Source organism: Atopomonas hussainii (assembly GCF_900109735.1).
In the GTDB taxonomy this organism is placed as follows: Bacteria; Pseudomonadota; Gammaproteobacteria; order Pseudomonadales; family Pseudomonadaceae; genus Atopomonas; species Atopomonas hussainii.
Genome location: NZ_FOAS01000009.1, coordinates 146,573 through 165,776 on the forward strand (window position 1 = coordinate 146,573; position 19,204 = coordinate 165,776).

18 protein-coding genes and 1 pseudogene are annotated in these 19,204 nt (G+C 61.3%); 11 read left to right on the plus strand and 8 right to left on the minus strand.

Features of this window, described 5'->3' with window-relative positions; genetic code table 11:
* Nucleotides 1-47: 47 nt before the first annotated feature.
* Both BMX80_RS10520 and BMX80_RS10525 read right to left on the minus strand, forming a co-directional pair.
* A complete protein-coding gene (locus BMX80_RS10520) occupies nucleotides 48-1,061 on the minus strand; it encodes a putative 2-aminoethylphosphonate ABC transporter substrate-binding protein (protein WP_074868089.1) in 1,014 nt (337 codons plus the stop codon).
* 161 nt (nucleotides 1,062-1,222) lie between these two features.
* Nucleotides 1,223-2,128 carry a LysR substrate-binding domain-containing protein gene (locus BMX80_RS10525; protein WP_074868092.1) on the minus strand — a complete coding sequence of 302 codons (906 nt, stop codon included), beginning with the start codon at nucleotides 2,126-2,128 and terminating at the stop codon, nucleotides 1,223-1,225.
* A gap of 177 nt (nucleotides 2,129-2,305) precedes the next feature.
* Between BMX80_RS10525 and BMX80_RS10530 the strand changes: the two genes are divergently transcribed.
* From BMX80_RS10530 to BMX80_RS10545, 4 genes are all read left to right on the plus strand, one after another.
* The gene (locus tag BMX80_RS10530; protein WP_074868094.1) at nucleotides 2,306-2,995 is read left to right on the plus strand and encodes an HAD family hydrolase; all 690 of its coding nucleotides are present in this window, start codon (nucleotides 2,306-2,308) and stop codon (nucleotides 2,993-2,995) included.
* An 11-nt stretch (nucleotides 2,996-3,006) separates the two neighbouring features.
* Nucleotides 3,007-4,125 (plus strand): 2-aminoethylphosphonate--pyruvate transaminase, encoded by a 1,119-nt coding sequence (locus BMX80_RS10535; RefSeq protein ID WP_074868096.1) that lies wholly within the window; start codon nucleotides 3,007-3,009, stop codon nucleotides 4,123-4,125.
* The gene (gene phnX, locus BMX80_RS10540) at nucleotides 4,122-4,949 is read left to right on the plus strand and encodes a phosphonoacetaldehyde hydrolase (RefSeq protein ID WP_074868099.1); all 828 of its coding nucleotides are present in this window, start codon (nucleotides 4,122-4,124) and stop codon (nucleotides 4,947-4,949) included. Before BMX80_RS10535 ends, phnX begins: the two co-directional genes overlap by 4 nt.
* A 90-nt stretch (nucleotides 4,950-5,039) precedes the next feature.
* Nucleotides 5,040-5,816, plus strand: coding sequence for a substrate-binding periplasmic protein (locus BMX80_RS10545; protein WP_083394304.1), 777 nt, complete (start codon nucleotides 5,040-5,042; stop codon nucleotides 5,814-5,816).
* Nucleotides 5,817-5,870: 54 nt separating this feature from the next.
* On the opposite strand, the gene BMX80_RS10550 is transcribed toward BMX80_RS10545, so the two are convergent.
* The 5 genes from BMX80_RS10550 to argH all read right to left on the minus strand — a co-directional run bounded on the left by BMX80_RS10550 (nucleotide 5,871) and on the right by argH (nucleotide 11,275).
* Entirely contained in the window at nucleotides 5,871-6,605 is a 735-nt protein-coding gene (locus BMX80_RS10550) for a substrate-binding periplasmic protein (RefSeq protein ID WP_074868101.1), read from the minus strand.
* 17 nt (nucleotides 6,606-6,622) lie between these two features.
* The gene (locus tag BMX80_RS10555) at nucleotides 6,623-7,321 is read right to left on the minus strand and encodes a substrate-binding periplasmic protein (protein ID WP_074868104.1); all 699 of its coding nucleotides are present in this window, start codon (nucleotides 7,319-7,321) and stop codon (nucleotides 6,623-6,625) included.
* 8 nt (nucleotides 7,322-7,329) lie between these two features.
* Nucleotides 7,330-8,859, minus strand: coding sequence for a methyl-accepting chemotaxis protein (locus BMX80_RS10560; protein WP_074868107.1), 1,530 nt, complete (start codon nucleotides 8,857-8,859; stop codon nucleotides 7,330-7,332).
* A 140-nt stretch (nucleotides 8,860-8,999) separates the two neighbouring features.
* Complete coding sequence (gene ypfJ / locus BMX80_RS10565; RefSeq protein WP_074868110.1) at nucleotides 9,000-9,857, minus strand: KPN_02809 family neutral zinc metallopeptidase; 858 nt, start codon at nucleotides 9,855-9,857, stop codon at nucleotides 9,000-9,002.
* A gap of 26 nt (nucleotides 9,858-9,883) precedes the next feature.
* A complete protein-coding gene (gene argH, locus BMX80_RS10570; protein ID WP_074868113.1) occupies nucleotides 9,884-11,275 on the minus strand; it encodes an argininosuccinate lyase in 1,392 nt (463 codons plus the stop codon).
* 203 nt (nucleotides 11,276-11,478) lie between these two features.
* Between argH and BMX80_RS10575 the strand changes: the two genes are divergently transcribed.
* The 7 genes from BMX80_RS10575 to BMX80_RS10605 all read left to right on the plus strand — a co-directional run bounded on the left by BMX80_RS10575 (nucleotide 11,479) and on the right by BMX80_RS10605 (nucleotide 17,897).
* Complete coding sequence (locus BMX80_RS10575; RefSeq protein WP_071872297.1) at nucleotides 11,479-12,549, plus strand: sensor histidine kinase; 1,071 nt, start codon at nucleotides 11,479-11,481, stop codon at nucleotides 12,547-12,549.
* Nucleotides 12,550-12,554: 5 nt separating this feature from the next.
* Nucleotides 12,555-13,307 carry a LytR/AlgR family response regulator transcription factor gene (locus BMX80_RS10580; protein ID WP_071872298.1) on the plus strand — a complete coding sequence of 251 codons (753 nt, stop codon included), beginning with the start codon at nucleotides 12,555-12,557 and terminating at the stop codon, nucleotides 13,305-13,307.
* A 93-nt stretch (nucleotides 13,308-13,400) separates the two neighbouring features.
* A complete protein-coding gene (hemC, locus tag BMX80_RS10585; protein ID WP_074868116.1) occupies nucleotides 13,401-14,345 on the plus strand; it encodes a hydroxymethylbilane synthase in 945 nt (314 codons plus the stop codon).
* On the plus strand, nucleotides 14,342-15,118 hold the full coding sequence (locus tag BMX80_RS10590; RefSeq protein WP_074868119.1) for a uroporphyrinogen-III synthase: 777 nt from the start codon (nucleotides 14,342-14,344) through the stop codon (nucleotides 15,116-15,118). The genes hemC and BMX80_RS10590 overlap by 4 nt, the downstream gene beginning before the upstream one ends.
* 33 nt (nucleotides 15,119-15,151) lie before the next feature.
* A complete protein-coding gene (locus tag BMX80_RS10595; protein ID WP_071872301.1) occupies nucleotides 15,152-15,436 on the plus strand; it encodes an antibiotic biosynthesis monooxygenase family protein in 285 nt (94 codons plus the stop codon).
* Nucleotides 15,437-15,474: 38 nt separating this feature from the next.
* Nucleotides 15,475-16,662 (plus strand): uroporphyrinogen-III C-methyltransferase, encoded by a 1,188-nt coding sequence (locus BMX80_RS10600; RefSeq protein ID WP_074868128.1) that lies wholly within the window; start codon nucleotides 15,475-15,477, stop codon nucleotides 16,660-16,662.
* A gap of 8 nt (nucleotides 16,663-16,670) precedes the next feature.
* Nucleotides 16,671-17,897, plus strand: coding sequence for a heme biosynthesis protein HemY (locus BMX80_RS10605; RefSeq protein ID WP_074868230.1), 1,227 nt, complete (start codon nucleotides 16,671-16,673; stop codon nucleotides 17,895-17,897).
* Nucleotides 17,898-17,953: 56 nt separating this feature from the next.
* Here the strand turns inward: BMX80_RS10605 and BMX80_RS10610 are convergent.
* Nucleotides 17,954-19,179, minus strand: a pseudogene (locus BMX80_RS10610) (PilT/PilU family type 4a pilus ATPase).
* Nucleotides 19,180-19,204 lie beyond the last annotated feature (25 nt).

Genomic DNA, 19,204 nt, shown 5'->3' on the forward strand with positions numbered 1-19,204 from the left:
ACGGCCGCGCGCCGCTGCAAGGCAACGGCGCGCGGCGTGGCGAACGGTTATTGCGCTTCGGCTTTGCCTTCGTAACGGCTCTGCCACTGGCTGAGGATGCGCTCGCGGTTAGCGGCAGCCCACGTGAAGTCATTCTTAATCAGCAGCTTTTCCGGCTCGGCGGGGAAGTGCTTAACCGGCTTGGCCACGCCCGGCATGGCCACGATGGCATAGCCTTCGTTGTACAGCTGGTTGGCTTTTTCGCTCACCGCCCAGTCGAGCAGGGTCTTGGCAGCGTCGCTTTGCTTGCCTTTGATGATGGCGGCGGCTTCCATCTCCCAGCCGAGGCCTTCGCTGGGGAAGATCAGCTCCAGCGGCGCGCCGTTTTCTTTCTCGCGGGCACCACGGAAGGCGAACGAGATACCGATCGCGGCTTCACCGCTGGCGGCCATCTTGCAGGGCTTGGAGCCGGAATGGGTGTAGCTCTTGATGTTCTGGTGCAGGCCATCCATGTAAGCCCAGCCTTTGTCTTCGCCAAAGGTTTGCAGCCAAGCCGACACATCTAAATAGCCAGTGCCGGAGGAGGCCGGATGCGGCATGACGATGTGGTTCTGGTACTCCGGCTTGGTCAGGTCTTGCCAGCTGGTCGGCGGGGTCAGGTTGTGCTTCTTCGCTTCGACGGTGTTGAAGCAGATCGCCGCCATCCATGCGTCCATACCAACCCACTGCGGCGGGTTTTGCTTGTCGCGGTACAGCGGGTTCAGCTGCTCGACGCCTTTGGGCGCGTAGCCTTCCAGCAGGCCTTGCTGTTGCAGCAGCATCAGGCTGGTGCCGGCTAAGCCCCATACCGCATCGGCGCGCGGGTTGTCTTTCTCGGCCAACAAGCGGGCGGTGATGATGCCGGTGGAGTCACGCACCCACTTGATGGTGATCTCCGGGTGATCTTGGTTAAAGCGCTCGGCGTACTTTTGCAGGTCTTCGGCTTCCAGCGCGGTGTACACGGTCAGCTCGGTATTGGCCTGCGCGGTGAGGGCGAACAAGGTGCCGGACAAGGCCAGCAGGTGCTTTAACGGCTTACGCATGGTGAATCACTCCTAGGTCGTTATAACCGCAGCTTGGGCTTGCGGGGTGAGATTGAGGGAGGATGCTAGGCAGGCCGTATTGCAGCGGTGTGACGGGGTGGCGGCATATGCCCCAGATTTTCTTGGGGCACTGCTGAGGTCGCCTTGGGCTAGTCCAAGGCTTACCAACGGCGCAGCCCCGCGCCGTGGTGGCGTACTTCGCGCTTTAGCCAGTCGCAGAAGGCCAGTACTTTGGGGCGCTGATCGCCGCGTTGGCAGACTAAATAGTGCCCGCCACGGGTGGCCATTACCCCGGCGTGGGGGCGTACTAAGCTGCCGTCGCGCAGCGCGTCTTCGACCAAAAAGCTGCGCGTTAGCAGCACGCCATCGCCACGCCGCACGGCCTGCATGGCCAAGGTGGTGGTGTCGAACTCCAGCGCCGCTGGCGGTGCCAAGCCGTCCACTTGTTGGCAGGCCAGCCACTGATGCCAGCCTTCGCGGTAGCCGAGCACGCTGTACAGCGGCCACTCGCACAGCTCGCGGGCCGAGCCCGGCGCGCCGCGCTGATCCAGCGTTTCTGGGCTGCATACCACCAGCCAATGCTCGGTGGTCAGGCGCTCGACTTGGCGGTTGCTCCAGTCGCCGTAGCCGTTGCAGATCTCCACATCGGCGTTGCTGTCATCCTCGAACACGGTCCATGGCGATGAGCTGATGCGCAGGCGAAAACGCGGGTATTCGGCGAGAAAGCGATGCAAGCGCGGGGCGAGAAAGTGCTCGGCAAACGAGCTGGAGGCCTTGACCGAGATCTGCGTGCGGCTGCGTTCGCCGAACAGCTCTTCGGTGCTGCTGTGCAGGTTATGGAAGGCTTGGGTCAGCGGCGGCAAATAGCTGCGACCAATATCGGTGAGGCGCAGGCCTTTGGCTTCGCGAATAAACAGTTGGCAGTCCAAGTGCCGCTCCAGCAGTTTGACCTGCTGGCTGACCGCCGCTTGGGTGACATGCAGTTCTTCCCCGGCGCGGGTAAAGCTGCCCAAGCGGGCCGAGGCCTCGAAGGCGCGCAGGGCGTTGAGTGGCGGCAGGCTGGTCATGGTCTGCTTATACCTAGTCAGTCATGTGATGGGTTGGCAGTAAACGGCAGGCGCATGACAGGCATGTGACAAGGGTTAAGCAAAACTTGGTCAGCGGCTAAGGGGTGGTGTCTGGGCTAGGCCAGAGTGGCTGCCGATACTGAGCGGCATGTTTTCGCTGCCCCTTTGGAGACTCACATGCCCGGTGCCAACCTGGCCATTTTCGATTTGGATCACACCCTGCTGGCCGGCGACTGCTCGCAGTTGTGGGGTGAACACATGCAGCGCCTCGGCTGGGTGGAGGCGCAGGCGTTTGCCGCCGCGCACCAAGCCTTGATGGCCGATTACCACGAGCGCGGCCTCGACATGCAGGCCTATCTGGCCCTGACCTTGGCGCCTTTGGCCGGACGCAGCGAGCGCGAGGTCAATACAGAGGTTGCGCTGTTTGTGCAGGAGCACATAGTGCCGCGCCTGTATGCACAAAGCTGGGATTTGCTCGACCAGCACCGCCGCGCTGGCGATGAGCTGTTGCTGATCTCCGCCAGTGAAGACTTCTTGGTCGCCCCGATTGGTCGCGCGCTGGGCTTTAGGTACATCTTCGGCGTGCCCTGTGAGCGCAGCGACGGCCGCTTTACCGGGCGTGGCGCCGGTGAGCCTACTTATGGGCAAGGCAAAGTGCATTGCCTAGAGCGCTGGCTGGCCAGCCGTGGCCAGCACGCCACCCACAGCACCTTTTACAGCGACTCGCACAACGACTTGCCGCTGCTGGAGTGGGTGAGCCAGCCGGTACCCACCAACCCTAATGCGCAATTACGCCAGATCGCCGCTGCACGCGGTTGGGTTTGCTTGCAGCTGAATCAACCGCCGCGCCGCCGCGCGCAGGCATAACGGAGGCCCTTATGCGCGAACCGCTATTGCTGACTCCCGGCCCACTGACCACTAGCCTCGCTACCAAAAGCGCCATGCTGCGCGACTGGGGCTCGTGGGACAGCGCCTTTAACGAGCTAACCGCTGGCATCTGCCGCGACTTATTACGCATCGCCAACGCCGAAGCCAGCCATGTGTGCGTGCCGCTACAAGGCTCCGGCACCTTCGCCGTGGAAGCCGCCGTAGGCACGTTAGTGCCCCGCGATGGCTGCCTGCTGGTTCTGGTCAACGGCGCTTACGGGCGGCGCATGGCGCAGCTCACCGAAGTGATGGGCCGCGCCGTGCAGGTGTTGGAGTTTGCTGACGATCAACCGGCTTGCCCCAAGGCGCTGGCGGCTTACCTCAGCGTGCACCCGGAAGTTACCCATGTTGGGGTGATTCATTGCGAAACCAGCACCGGCTTGCTGAATCCATTACAGGCGCTGGCAGAGGTGGTGGCCGCAGAGGGGCGCGGCTTGTTGGTCGACAGCATGAGTGCGTTTGGCGCTTTGCCAGTAGATGCGCGCCGCCTGCCGTTTACCGCCCTGATTGCCTCCGCCAACAAGTGCTTAGAAGGCGTGCCGGGCATGGGTTTTGTATTGGTTGAGCGACAAGCCTTGAGTGCTGCGCAAGGCAATAGCCACTCGTTGGCGTTGGATCTGTATGACCAGCACGCCTATATGGCGCGCACGGGGCAATGGCGCTATACGCCGCCGACCCACGTGCTGGCGGCGTTGCGCAGTGCTTTGGATAGTTATCACGCCGAGGGTGGCCAAGCTGCGCGGCTGGCCCGTTACCGCGATAACGCAGAAGCACTGCTGGCTGGGCTGCGTGAGTTAGGGCTGGAGACTTATCTGCCCCCAGCGTGTCAGGCGCCGATCATCGTTACCGTGCACGCGCCGCGGCTTGCCGGTTATGGCTTTGGCAGGCTGTACCAGGCAGCGCGTGAGCGCGGCTTCATTCTTTACCCCGGCAAGCTTACGGCGCTGGAAACCTTCCGTGTTGGTTGTATTGGCGCCATAAATCGCGCCGATATACAGCAGGCCCTAGCTGCATTGGGCAGCGCTTTAGCCGATATGGGCTGGCAAGCCCCTAAGGAGTGTGCCGCATGAACTCAGTAACTAACCATCGCGGGGCTTTGCAGGCGGTCATCTTTGATTGGGCCGGCACCTTGGTCGACTTCGGTTCGTTTGCCCCCACCCAAGTACTGCTCGACGTGTTTGCCGCGCAAGATGTCCAAGTTAGCCTTGATGAGGCCCGCACTCCCATGGGGCTTGGTAAGTGGCAGCACATTCAGGCGCTGGGTCAGTTGCCAGCGGTAGCCGCCCGTTGGCAGGCCCGCTTTGGCGCGCCGATGAGCAGCGCTGATGTGGATCGCCTGTACGCTGCTTTTATGCCGCTGCAAATCGAGCGGGTGGCCGATTACTCGGCACCGATTCCCGGTGCCCGCGAGTGTTTGCAAGCACTGCGTGAGCGGGGTTTGAAGATCGGCTCTTGTTCCGGCTACCCGCGCGTGGTGATGGATGCCCTACTGCCGCACGCTCGCGCCGCCGGTATCGCCCCCGACGAAGCCATCGCCACCGACGACCTACCAGCCGGAGGGCGCCCCGGTCCGTGGATGGCGCTGGAGAACGTGCAGCGTTTAGCCGTGAGCCATGTCGCCGCCTGCGTGAAGGTGGACGACACCGTGCCGGGCATTCTCGAGGGCCATAACGCCGGCATGTGGACGGTGGGTTTAGCGGCCTCGGGCAATGCCATGGGCCTGAACTGGGCGCAGTGGCAAGCGCTGCAGCAAGCCGAGCGTGAGCAGCGCCTGGCGCTGGCCAGCCAGCCGCTCGCCGAGGCCGGCGCGCATTATGTGATCGCCAGTGTGGCCGAGCTTGGCGCGGTGTTGGCTGACATCGAACAGCGCCTTGCGCGCGGCGAGCGGCCCTGACAGCTGGTCTGGCAGTCGCGCCGAGGCCGACTAGGCTAACAACAAGGGCAGGCCGTTGGGGTCTGCCGTGTTGTTAGCGAGGACCGTACTATGCGCTGCTCTCTGCGTTCTTGGCTGCACTCTTGGCTGCACGGCTGGCTGCGTGGTTTTTTTGCGCTGTGTTTGGCGTTAAGCCCAACCCTTGGGCAGGCTCAAGATACCTATGTAGTTGGCGTCGAAGACCTCGACTACTACCCGCACTACCGCGCCAAAGGTGGCGATTATCAGGGCTTCGCCCGTGATGTGCTGGACCTGTTTGCCGCCCAGCAGGGCATTCGTTTCGACTACAAGCCGCTGCCGATCAGCCGTTTGTACCCGGCGTTTCTGGAAGGGCAGGTCGATTTCAAATACCCCGACAACCCCAACTGGCAACAAGACGCCAAGGCCGGTAAGAGCATCAGCTATTCCGCTTCGGTGGTGCAGGCCATTGACGGGGTAATGGTGTTGCCGAGCAAAGTCGGCGCCGGCGCCGATAGCTTAAAGAGCCTCGGCACTGTGCGTGGTTTTACCGCGTGGGACTATCTGGATCGCATCAAGGCCGGCAGCCTCAAAGTGCAGGAAGTTACCGCTTTCGATGCCTCGTTGCAGCAGGGCATTAATGGCCGAGTGGATGGTGTGTACATGAACGTCGACGTGGCGCGCTACCTGCTGCGCGAGAACATCCAGCAGCCCGATGCGCTGGTGTTCGATGCTGGCTTGCCGCACACCCAAGGCAGCTATCAATTGGCCAGCCTCAAGCATGCGGCGCTGATCGAGCAGTTCAACGCGTTTTTGGCCGCGCAGGCCGAGCAGATTGCTGCGCTGAAGGCTAAGTATCAGTTGCAATGAATGTGCAGTGAGTGTGCCGAAGGCGTGCACAAGGTTGTGCACGCCTAGGGCGCGTTACTTCAAGCCATTACGCGTCAGAATGTCATCGAATGTGCCGTCGGCTTTAATCGCCGCAAGGCCCTTGTTAAAGGCGTCGATGATGTTGGTTTTGTTGGCGTTTTTTTGCCCGGTGGCGATGTGCAGTGGGTTGCTCGACAGCGGCGGGTCGACAAACTCCAGTTGCTCGAGCAGGGCTGGGTCTTTCTTGCTGATCATGCTGCGCGCCACGACTTCGTCTTCCAGCGTCAGGTCAATCCGCCCGCCTGCCAGTTTCAGAATGCTGGGCATTAGCTCGGCGGCTTCTTGCTTTTTGAAGTGGGTGGCATTGGCAAATTCGTCGCCGTAGCCATAGCCGCGTACGGTGCCGATGTTTTTACCTTTGAGGCTGTCGATGCCGGTGTAGGCAAAGCTGTCGCCTTTGCGTTTGATGAACTTGAGGTCATTCGACAGGTAAGCGTCACCAAACATTAAATAGGCTTCGCGCTCTTGGGTGTGCCAAGCGCCGACGAGGATGTCGATGGAGCCGTCTTTCACGCCATCCAACGCACGCTGCCAAGGCATAAAGCTAAATTTCAGGGTGTGGCCTTGGCTGGCCAGCGCGGCCGTGACTATCTCTACCGCTACGCCTTGCTTAGCGTGTTCGGGGTCGAGAAACGGTGGCCAAGGGTCGCCAGCGGCGGTGATGGTGTCGGCCTGCGCTAGGCTGGCGCACAGTAGGGCGATGCCTGCGAGTAATTGCTTGATGGGCATTGGGTGTTCTCCAGCGGTTAGTTTCCTTGAGCTTGTTTAAAAGCGTCGGCGGCGGCCTTGCCGCTGGCGTCGTTGGTGAAGCAAATGTGCAGCGTTTTGTCTTCCAGTAGCGTTGCGTTGAACTGCAGCTGGTCTTTCAGTGCCGCCAGTTTTGGCGAGTTAGTGAGCAGGTAATCCATCACGTTGCGGTCAATCACGGCGAGGTCGAGTCGGCCGTTGGCCAGCTTGATCAGATTTTGTTCGTCGCTTTGCGTGGCATCGGCGTTGAGTTGGCCTTTGCTGGCGCGTTCGTCAAATTCGGCTGTGTTCACGTAGCCGGCCACCACGCCGATGCGCAGACCCTTGAGGTCGTCGAGGTTTTGCCAGCTGATCGGTTTGCTGCTGTTTTGCGCAAAACCCAGTGGGCCGGTGCCGATGGGGTCGGAGAACACGCAGTCGAGGCTGGCGTCGTAATACTCGGGAAAGTAGCCGACGATGCTTGGGTCTGATTTAGCGGTATCCACCGCGCGCTGCCACGGCAGAATCTTCACGCTGACTTTGTGTCCGCCTTTGCCGAAGGCTTCTTTAACGGCTTTCGCCGAGGTGCCTTGCTCGGGCAGTTTGGCGCCGGTGTAAGGCGGCCAGTCGAGGCTGTTCAGTTGAAAGGTGTCGGCGTAGGCACTGGCGCAAAGGCTCAGGCCAAGGGCTAAGGTGGTGAGGCAAGAGAGGCGGCGCATGAGTACTCCTAAACGCTGAAACGGTCGATCAGCCGGTCAAGCTGAGCCGAAAGCTGGTTGAGTTTGTCGATTTCTTGTTGGCCAATGCTGATGCTTTGGGTGTTTTCGTGGTTGAGCTGGGCGATGCGGGTAACGCTTTTGTTGATGCTTTCGGCCACGCTGTGCTGCTCTTCGGCGGCCTGCGCGATGTAGATGTTCATCTCGCGCACCTTGTTCATCTTCTCGTTGATGTTGCTCACTGAGTGCTGCACGTCTTCCGATTCGCGGCCCACATCGCTGGCGTATTGGCAGCTTTGGCCCATGGCGTGCACCACCTTGCCGGTGGCTTCTTGCAGGCGGCCGATGATGGTGCGGATTTCTTCGGTGGAGTTGCGCGTGCGGCTGGCGAGCACACGCACTTCGTCGGCGACCACGGCAAAGCCGCGGCCCATTTCGCCGGCGCGCGCGGCTTCGATGGCGGCGTTTAAGGCCAGCAGGTTGGTTTGCTCGGCAATCGCGTTGATCACCTCGATAACCTTGTCGATTTCGTTGCTTTCTTCGGCCAGCGACTCGGTGAGGGAGGCGACCTGTTGGATATCGGTGACCAGCTTGCCGATGGCCTGATTGGCGTTGTGCGACACCTCGGCGGCGCGATTGACGAAGCTGGAGGCTTCGTCGGTGACTTGTGAGGTTTGCGTGGCATTGCGCGCCACTTCCTCTACCGCGCTGGTCATTTGTGTCACCGCGGTGGCCACTTGATCCAGCTCGCTTTGCTGCGCTTCGATGCCGCGCACATTGGCCTGACTGTGGGTTTGGCTGCTCTGCGCGCTGCTTCTGACTTGCGCAGACAGTCCTTTGATGTCGCGAATAATTTGCTGCAGTTTTTCCAGAAACTGGTTGGTGCTGGCGCCTAAAGTGCCGACTTCATCGAGGCGCTTGATCTTCAAGCGGTGGGTGAGGTCGCCACCGCCTTGGGCCAGCTCGCTGAGCGCGCTGTTCATGTGGTGCAGCGGCTTGAGCACGTTGCTGTGCATCAGGCTCATGAGAATAAAGATGATCACCACATCCAGCACTAGGGCCTGCACCAGCGAGCGAATCAGCAAGCTGCGCAGCTCGCTTTTAAGCAGCGCATCGCTGATCAGCAAATCGGCTTGGCCGACGCGGTTTTTCTCGTCGCCGTCTTGGTAGATGAGGGGTTGGGTGAGAATGCCTTCCGGCAGGCTTTTCGGCAGCTCTTGTAGGGTGCGGATGGTGCCGTCGTCATCCTTGCGAAAGCCGGAGATCAGCTTGCCTTCGTTGCTGATCAGGATCATCGCCACGCTGGGGTCGTTCATCTCGGAGCGGATGGCCGACTCGACAAAGCCTTTCTCGTAATTCCACAGCGGCCCCGGTAACGACAGTTGCAGGCGTTTGCTCAGACGCTCAATCGAGGCGTTGATTTGTTCGCTGCGGGTGGTTTGCGTGTTGTGGTAGCCGTAGTAGGCAAAGCCCAAGAGCAGCAAGGTCACTAGCGTGACGATGAACAGGCCCAAGCGTAATTTCAAACTTTGACGATTCATAAGCGTGTCCTGAATGGCTTATTTCAGGCCAAAGCGCGAGTCGTCCTCAAGGGGAAGTGGCGTCCTGCAAAAGAGCTGGCCTCTTAAGCAGGTTTAGCAGAGTAAGGGGCGTGCGCAAGTTTCGTGCTGTGGAGCTGGGCTTACAGGCGTTGTGCGCTGAAGGTGTCGCATTGGCTGGGTTGGCCGTGCTGAAAACCTTGGCTAAACCAGTGCTGGCGCTGCGCGGCTGTGCCGTGGGTAAAGGCGTCGGGCACCACGCGGCCTTGGGCTTGGCGTTGCAGGGTGTCATCGCCAATGGCATGCGCAGCGTTGAGTGCTTCGTCGATGTCGCCGGGCTCTAGCCATTTATGACGCGCCTGCGCATGATGAGCCCACACGCCGGCAAAACAGTCGGCTTGCAGCTCTTGGCGCACCAACAGGCCGTTATCGCCTTCCACGCGCTGGCCGCGTTGGCGTGCTTGCTGCACTTTGCTCGAGATACCCAGCACGGTTTGCACGTGGTGGCCCACTTCGTGAGCGATCACATAGGCTTGGGCAAAGTCGCCGGCGGCGCGAAAGCGCGTGGCCATCTCGCTGAAGAACTGTAAATCCAGATACACACGGCGATCGCCGGGGCAGTAAAACGGCCCCACGGCGGCGCTGGCAAAGCCGCAGGCCGATTGCACTTGGCCGGAGAACAGCACCAACTTGGGCTCGGGGTAGCGTTGCCCGCTGGCGCTAAACAGCGCCTGCCAAGTGTCTTCGGTATCGCCCAAGATGGCTTTCACAAACGCCACCTCTTCGTTGCTGCCGGTGCTGGCGCTGCTGGGCGCGCTTTGTTGGGTAAGCGCTTGGCCGGCCAGCTTGCCGAGGATTTGCAGCGGGTCTTCACCCATCAGCAAACCGACCACCACCACAATAGCCACACCGCCTAAGGTGAGCTTGCCACCGCCGCGCCGGCCACCACGGCCGCGCGCGTCGATCACGTTGTCACTGGAGCGCGCTTTACGCCAACGCATGGCAGCCTCCGGGCGGTGTTGCTGGTTTAGCGGTTAGCCAGCAGCTCGCGACCACGGCCAACTGCCGCGCGCACTTGCTTGGGTGCGGTGCCGCCGATGTGGTCGCGGGCGCCGACCGAGCCTTCTAGCGTCAGCACGGCGAACACGTCGTCGGTGATCTGCTCGCTGAACTGGCGCAGCTCGTCCAAGCTCATTTCGGCGAGGTCTTTGCCGCTATCGACGCCGTATTTCACCGCTTTGCCGACGATTTCGTGGCAGTCGCGGAACGGCAGGCCTTTACGTACCAAGTAGTCGGCCAAGTCGGTGGCGGTGGAGAAACCACGCCGCGCCGCTTCGCGCATCACTTCAACCTTGGGCTGGATGGCCGGGATCATGTCGGCAAAGGCGCGCAGGCTGTCGCGCAGGGTATCCACGGCGTCGAACAACGGCTCTTTGTCTTCTTGGTTGTCTTTGTTGTAGGCCAGCGGCTGGCTTTTCATCAGGGTCAGCAGGCCCATCAGGTGGCCGTAGACGCGGCCACTTTTGCCGCGCACCAGCTCAGGTACGTCGGGGTTTTTCTTTTGCGGCATGATCGACGAGCCAGTGCAGAAACGATCTGGCAGGTCGATGAAGTTGAACTGCGCGCTGGTCCACAGCACCAATTCTTCAGAGAAGCGCGACAGGTGCATCATCGCCAGGCTCGCGGCAGCGCAGAATTCGATGGCGAAGTCGCGGTCCGACACGCCATCCAGCGAGTTGCCGGAGATGGCCTCAAAGCCCAGCAGTTCGCAGGTGATGCTGCGCTCGATCGGGTAGGTGGTGCCGGCCAGTGCCGCTGAGCCCAGCGGCATGCGGTTAACCCGCTTGCGGCAATCGACCAAGCGCTCGTAATCGCGACTGAGCATTTCGAACCACGCCAGCAAGTGGTGGCCAAAGGTCACCGGCTGCGCGGTTTGCAGGTGGGTGAAGCCGGGCATGATCACCTCGGCGTGTTGCTCGGCTTGGCTCAGTAGGCCGTCTTGCAGGCGGCTGATTTCGGCCAAGATGACGTCGATTTCTTCGCGCAGCCACAGGCGAATGTCGGTGGCGACTTGGTCGTTACGGCTGCGGCCGGTGTGCAGTTTTTTGCCGGTGATGCCGATACGCTCGGTGAGCTTGGCTTCGATGTTCATGTGCACGTCTTCGAGGTCGACGCGCCAGTCGAAGTTACCCGCTTCGATTTCGCCGCGAATGGCGTTCAGGCCGTCGATGATAGTGTCGCGCTCGGCGTCGCTTAACACACCGACTTTGGCCAGCATGGTGGCGTGGGCGATGGAGCCCTGAATGTCGTGTTTGTACAGGCGCTTGTCGAAGTCTACCGAGGCGGTAAAACGGGCCACGAAGGCGTCGACGGGCTCACTGAAACGACCGCCCCAAGACTGATTGGTGTGCTGGCTCATGGACAAAAACCTGCTTATCGATTGGCAAAAGTGCGCCGATCATAGCATTTCAGGGCGTTTTTTTGCCCGCATGGCCTGCGTGGCTTGTCAGTCGCGCTAGGCTCTGCGACAAGAGGCGCCGTGTAACGCGGGCGCAGCCAGCGCACAGCCCTGCACTGGGCGTGCCGGCACCGCGTTAGCCAGTCATTACGCAAGGAAACCCCATGGCCAAGTTGGCGAAGGACAGTGAGCGCAGCCCCTTTCTGGGCGACGATGATTTTTTTGTGCCGTCGCTGTGTACCAGCGAGGCGGTGTTCACTCTAGTAGTGATGGCCGAATTGCTGGTCTTAGTGCTGGTGCTGGCCGAGCCCTTTGCTGGCAGTTTTGACTGGTCGCGCTTGGCACTGACCTCGCTGTTTGTGCAGTGGAATGTGCTGCTCTCGGCGGCCATGCTGTGTGCCTTGCGGCCACGCTTGGCGCTGCTTAGCCCGCGCAGTGCCGGTTTGTTATGCCTGCTCTTGGTGGTGCTGCTGACCTTGGCCTGCACGCTGGCGGCGGAAACTCTGCGCCTTTTTGTGGTGCTGCCGGAATCCGGCGAAGAGCGTTATCTGCGTAATGGCGCGATCAGTCTGATCGTCTCGGCGCTGGTGCTGCGTTACTTCTGGCTGCAATCACAGTGGCGCCTGCAACGCCAAGCCGAACTGCTGGCACGCATCCAATCGCTGCAAGCGCGGATTCGCCCGCATTTTTTATTCAACAGCTTGAATAGCATTGCCAGCCTGATTGCCGTGGATGCCGACAAAGCCGAACAGGCGGTGCTGGATTTATCTGATTTGTTCCGCGCCAGCTTGGCTAAGCCCGGCACGTTAGTGCGCTGGGCCGAAGAGCTGGATTTATGCCGGCGCTACCTGTCGATTGAGCAGTATCGTTTGGGCGATCGTCTGCAAATGCGCTGGGATGTCGCAGGTATCCCCGATGATCTGCCAATACCGCAGCTCACCCTGCAACCCTTGCTCGAGAACGCTTTGATCTACGGCATTCAGCCACGGATTGAAGGTGGCGAAGTGATTGTGACTGGCGCGTGGGACGGTCAGCTGCTACGCCTAGAAGTAAGTAATCCGTGTGCGGCGCAGGAGGTGGTGGAGTCCACCGGCACCCATCTGGCATTGGAGAATATCCAAGCCAGACTTCAGGTGTTGTTTGGCAGCGAGGCCTTGATCTCGGCTCAGCGGCACGCGGGTCGCTACATTGCCACGCTGAGCTATCCTTGTTCGAGACTCATGCCGGAAGCCTGAGCGCTATGAATGTACTGATTGTCGATGATGAACCACTGGCGCGTGAGCGCCTGGCCCGTTTAGTCGGGCAAATCAACGGGTACCGTGTGCTTGAGCCCATGGCCACCAATGGCGAAGAGGCGCTGGGCCTGGTCGAGCGCTTGAAGCCTGACATTGTCTTGCTGGACATCCGCATGCCCGGTCTGGATGGCTTGCAGGTGGCCGCTAGACTGTGCGAGCTGGATGCGCCACCGGCGGTGATCTTCTGCACCGCGCACGATGAGTTTGCCCTTGAGGCATTTCAAGTCAGCGCGGTAGGCTACTTGGTGAAGCCGGTGCGCCTAGAGCAGCTCTCGGAGGCACTGAAAAAGGCCGAGCGGCCCAATCGTGTGCAACTGGCAACGCTCACCAAACCGCTGGAAGACGACGCCGGTCACGCGCAAGCGCGCAGCCACATCAGCGCCCGCACGCGCAAGGGCATCGAGCTGATTCCGCTGGAGCAAGTGCTGTATTTCATGGCCGATCACAAATACGTGACCTTGCGCCACGAAGGCGGCGAAGTGCTGCTGGATGAGCCACTGAAATCGCTGGAAGACGAATTTGGCGACCAGCTGGTGCGCATCCACCGTAATGCCTTGGTCATGCGCGAACGTATCGAACGTCTGCATCGCACGCCCTTGGGGCACTTCCAGCTGCACCTGCGCGGGCTGGAGGAAGACAGCCTGACGGTCAGCCGCCGGCATGTGGCGGGTCTGCGTAAGCTCATGCAACACCTGTAACGCGCAGCTGCGCGGCTACCTGCCTTCAGTCAAAAAGCCGCGCGTTAAGCGCGTGCTATCATCGCCGCAGTTTTGTTCTGGAGCTGCCGCGTTATGGCTCACGCCAACACCCTGCGCATTGCCACCCGCCAGAGCGCTCTGGCGCTGTGGCAGGCCAATTACGTTAAAGACCGTCTTGAACAGGCCCACCCGGGCTTAACCGTCACCTTGCTGCCCATGGTCAGCCGCGGCGACAAGCTGCTGGATGCGCCGCTGGCGAAAATCGGCGGCAAAGGCTTGTTCGTTAAAGAGCTGGAAAACGCCTTGCTGGCCGACGAGGCCGACATCGCCGTGCACTCGATGAAAGACGTGCCGATGGAGTTCCCCGAAGGCCTGGGGCTGTACTGCATCTGCGAGCGCGAAGACCCGCGCGATGCGTTTGTCTCCAACACCTATGCCAGTCTCGACGAGCTGCCGCAGGGCAGTGTGGTCGGCACTTCTAGCCTGCGCCGCCAAGCCCAGTTGCTGGCGCGCCGGCCCGATCTGGAGATCCGCTTTCTGCGCGGCAACGTCAACACCCGTTTGGCCAAGCTGGATGCCGGCGAGTACGACGCGATTATTCTCGCCGCCGCCGGTTTGATTCGCTTGGGCTTTGCCGAACGCATCAAGAGCGCGATCAGCGATGTAGACAGCCTGCCGGCTGGTGGCCAAGGCGCTGTGGGTATCGAATGCCGGGTGGCCGATAGCCGCGTGCAGGCCTTGTTGGCGCCGCTGCACCATGAGCCCACCGCCTTACGTGTACGTGCCGAGCGCGCGCTGAACACCCGCCTAAACGGCGGCTGTCAGGTGCCGATTGCCTGCTACGCGACGCTGGATAACGACCAGTTGTACTTGCGCGGTTTAGTTGGCGAGCCGCAAGGCACCCGCCTGCTGCGTGCCGAAGCCTATGGCCCGGCGCAAGCGCCGGAAGCGTTGGGCGTGCAAGTGGCCGAGGCGCTGTTGATGCAGGGTGCCGGGGAAATTCTCGCGGCTGTGTACAGCGACAACCCGCCGGCATGAGCCCTTGGCGTCTGCTGCTTACCCGCCCGGCGGATGAATGCCAAGCGCAGCTGCCGGAGTTAGCCGCTGCCGGCATTGTGGCCCGGGCGCTGCCGATGCTGGCGCTCAAGCCAATGGCAGAAACGCCGGTACAGCGCAGTCTGCTGCTCGATCTCGACCGCTACAGCTTGGTCATTGTGGTGAGCAAAACGGCGGCGCGCTTGATGATCGAACGGGTCGATCAATACTGGCCGCAACCACCGGCGCGCCAGTTGTGGGCCTGTGTTGGCCCCGGCACGGCAGAACTGCTCGCCGATTACGGCTTAAACGTGGCCTACCCCGCGGCAGGCCGCGACAGCGAAGCTCTGTGGGCGCTGCCCGAGGTGCAAGCGGCCTTGGCGGTACCCAGCGCGCGCGTGCTGTTGGTGCGCGGCGAAGGTGGGCGCGATTGGTTAAGCGAGCAAGTGCAAGGCCGTGGCATCGCCTTGGATGTGCTGGAGCTTTACCGCCGCGAAGCACCGCACTATTTGCCCGGTGAAATAGCGGCTGAGTTGGAGCAAGCGGCGATCAATGGCATTGTGCTGTCCAGTGCGCAAGCCTTAGAGCACCTGCTGCGCAGCACTGGCATCGACTGGCCGGAGGTCTGCGAACGGGTCTTGCTGGTGCCCAGCGAGCGGGTTGCCGAGCAGGCGCGCGAGCACGGTGCGCGGCGCGTGCATGTGCTTAAAGGGCTACGCAGCGACGAGTTATTGGCCAGTCTGCCGGCCGCGCCTGAGGCCATCAGCTTTACTTAAGGTGATCGAGAACGCGCAAGCGAGGAGTACGACATGCTTAAGGTACTGATTGAACGCGAGATTGCCGAAGGGCTGGAAGGCGCCTACGAAATGGCCATCCGCCAAGTGATTCAGGCGGCGGTGAATGCGCCGGGGTTTATTTCCGGGGAAGCCTTTGCCGATCTGCAACGGCCGAACCATCGCGTGGTGATCGTCACCATGCGTGATCTGGCCAGCTGGCAGGTGTGGCATCAGTCGCCGGAGCGTTTGGCCACGGTGGCAGTGATCCAACCAATGCTGGAAGATGAAGAACGCATCACCTTGCTAGAGCCGCTGTAAGGCTCGGCAAGGCATAACAACACGAAGGGGGAGCAAGGGTGAGCGATAAACCTGAACAACAACCGGCGGCTCATGTGGACAAAGCCGCCGAGACGCCCGTGACAGTGGCTAAGAGTGAGCCCACCTCAGCCAAGCCAGCGGCGAAATCGTCGGGCACCGGCCTGTCGTTACTCGCCCTGCTGATCGCCTTGGCGGGCGCCGGCGCGGGTGGCTGGGCCGCTTGGCAAGAATTTCAGCGCCAACAGGTGCAGGCCGTAGCCGCCGAGCCAGAGCCTGATCCAGCGCTAATAGCCGCGCAGCAAACCCTGCAGAACCAACAACAAGCCCTAGCCAGTTTGCAGAGCGAACTGCAGCAGGCCGTCACGCAAATGCCGTCGCAAGCGGGGCTGAGCGAGCAGCAAGCGGCGCTTGCCGCCGTGCAACAGGCGCAGCAACAGTTTGATCAGCGTCTGTCTAGCTTGCTGGACCGTAGTCGCCAAGATTGGCGCTTGGCCGAAGGTGAGCACTTAGTGCGCCTTGCCAGCCTGCGTTTGCAGAGCCTGCGCGACAGCCAAGGCGCCACCGCGCTGTTGCTGGCCGCCGATAATATTCTGCGTGAACAAGACGACCCCGCCGCTTATGGCGCCCGCGAGCAGCTGGCCAAGAGCATCGAAGCACTGCGCATGCTGCCGGCCATCGACCGCACGGGCTTGTTCCTGCAACTCTCGGCCCTGCGTGAGCAACTGTTTGCCTTAAAGCCGCTGCCCTCAGATTACGACGCCGATGCTGAACCGCCGCTGCTTGCCGCCAACGACAGCGACCCAGAGTGGAAGCAATGGCTGAGCAAGCTATCGGCCTATGTGCGCATCGATGTGGCCGCCGAAGAAAGCATCCGCCCACTGCTCGCCGGCGAAAGCTTAGAGCAAGTGCAGCTGGCCCTGAGCCTGACCTTGCAGCAAGCGCAGTGGAGCGTGTTTAACGGCGACCCGGCGGTGTACAAAGATGCCCTCAAGCAAGCCGGGCGCATCATTGAGCGCTATTTCCCGCTGGAGCACGCCGAAGTGCGCAATGTGCGCCAGCGCTTGAAAGAACTGGCCGCACAGCCGGTGGATGTCACCCTGCCGAGCGTTGCCGACACCTTAACGGCCTATCAGCTGTATCTGGCCCAGCGCGAACGCAAAGATTTGCTGCTTAAGCCCGCTCCGGCGGCTCAGCCCGTCGAGCCCGCCGTGCAAGGGGGTGAGTGATGCGCTGGTTGCTCCGCCTGTTCAAACTACTGCTGATCGCCGCGCCGATTGCCTTAGTGGCGTGGGCGCTGACCGAGCACCCCGGCTATGTGCTGGTGTCATACAAGCAAGTGCGCTTCGAGTCGAGCCTGTGGATCTTCCTCGCCCTGTTGTTGGTGTTGTGGGCCGTGGTGTGGCTGCTGCGCTTACTGCTGGGCATGCTCAAGGTATCCAACAGCGCGCTTAACCCGTGGTCGCGGCACCACAAAGCCAAGCGCATTGAGCGCGCCAGTTTGGATGGCTTCTTGGAGCTGGCCGAAGGTCGTTGGGCGCGCGCACTGGTGCACCTGAAAAAAGCCGCCGAAGGCAGCAAGCAGCCGTTGCCGTTCTACTTAGGCGCGGCGCAGGCTGCCAACGAGCTGGGCCAATACGACGAGTGCGATGCCCTGCTGGCGCAAGCACAAGCTGTAGCACCCAAAGGTGACTTGCCGCTGGCACTGACCCGCGCCGAGTTGCTGGCCGAGCGCGGCGACCCCGCGCAAGCCGCCGCGTTGCTCGAGCCGCTGCGGGATAGCCATCCGCGTCAGCCGCAGCTGCTGCGTCAATTGGCCAACCTGTACGAGCACAGCGATCAGTGGAGCAAGCTTTGCCAGCTGCTGCCCGAGCTGCGCAAGCAAGGTATCTTCCCGCCGGCGCACTTAGATGCACTGGAGCTAGAAGCCTGGCATGTGCGCTTGACGGAAGCCGCCGACAGTGGCGAAGGCGAGGGCGAATTGAGCCTGCAGCCGCTCACCCAAGCATGGCAAGCCTTGCCGGCTAAGCGTCGCGACGACCCCGCCTTGTTGGGCCTGTACGCCGAGCAATTAAAACGCCTAGGCGCCGGCGAAGAGGCCGAGAAGGTGCTGCGCAAAGCTATCGAGCAAGACTACCGCGCCGACTTGGTCGCCCTGTACGGTCAGGTGCGTGGCAGCGATGCCGCACGCCAGCTAAAAGTGGCCGAGGGCTGGCTGAAAGAGCATCCGCAAGATGCCCAGCTGCTGCTTACCTTGGGCCGTCTGTGCCTGCGTAATCAGCTATGGGGCAAGGCGCGGGAATACTTCGAGGCTAGCCTGAGCTTCGCCAACTTGCCGCATGCCGCCGCCGAACTGGCCCGCTTGCTGGTGGCCGAAGGCGACCGCGAAGGCGCCTTTGCCTTGCTGCAAAAAGGCCTGTATAGCAACAACCAGTTGCTGGATGTGGATATGCCGGCGGCCTAAGTGGTTTGCTAATAAGACAACGGCGCCTGCGGGCGCCGTTGTTGTTGAAGGGCTGGTTATTGGCCCTCTTTAGGCGGCTCTTCGTCGTCGGGCTCGTCGATATCTTCCAGCGTCAGCTCTAAGCCCCAGGCTTTGCTGTCGGCCATGCTTGGTGCTGCCATGGGTTGTGGCGCAGGCGCTGCCGGCGCAGGTGCGGGGGTTGCTGTGGATGCGGCGGCGGGCTGATCGCGGTGCAGTTTCAGTTGCAGGCGCACATTGTTCGCCGAGTCGGCGTTTTTCGTCGCTTCTTCTTCGCTGATGGCGCCTTCACGGACCAGTTCGATCAGCGCTTGGTCGAAGGTCTGCATGCCCAGTGTGCGGGACTTTTCCATCACTTCTTTGATCAGGTTGAAGTCGCCGCGCTTGATGATGTCGCTGATGGTCGCCGTGCCTAAAAGGATTTCCACCGCCGCACGGCGCTTGCCGTCGAGGGTTTTCACCAAGCGTTGGCTAACAAAGGCTTTGAGGTTGTTGCCCAAGTCGTTGAGCAGCTGCGGGCGGCGTTCTTCGGGGAAGAAGTTAATGATCCGATCCAGCGCCTGATTGGCGTTGTTGGCGTGCAGGGTGGAGATGCCAAATGCCCGGTGTCGGCAAAGGCCAGCGCGTGCTCCATGGTTTCGCGGTCGCGAATCTCGCCGATCAAGATTACATCCGGCGCTTGGCGCAGGGTGTTCTTCAGCGCTGCTTGAAAACTGCGCGTATCCACGCCCACTTCGCGCTGGTTGATGATCGATTTACGGTGTCGGTGCACGTACTCCACTGGGTCTTCGATGGTGATGATATGCCCGCCGCTGTTGTGGTTGCGGTGGTCGATCAGCGCGGCCAGCGAGGTGGATTTGCCCGAGCCGGTGCCGCCGACAAACAGCACTAAGCCGCGTTTTTCCATCACCACTTTCAGCAGCACTTCGGGCAGTTTGAGATCGGCAAACAGCGGGATATCCAACTTGATATTGCGCGCCACAATCGACACTTCGTTGCGCTGCTTAAAAATGTTGATGCGAAAGCGCCCCACGCCCGGCACCGACATGGCGAGGTTCATTTCCAGCTGGTGGTGAAACTCTTCTCGCTGCTCGTCATCCATCACCGAGGCCGCAATCTCGGCCACTTCGCCGGGTTTAAGCGCCTCGTTCGACAGCGGTTTAAGCACGCCATTGAACTTGGCGCACGGCGGTGCGCCGGTCGATAAGTACAGATCCGAGCCATCCTGCGTGGCAAGAATCTTCAGCATGGCAACCAGTTCCATCGCGGTGCTCCGTTAAGGCGGTTAC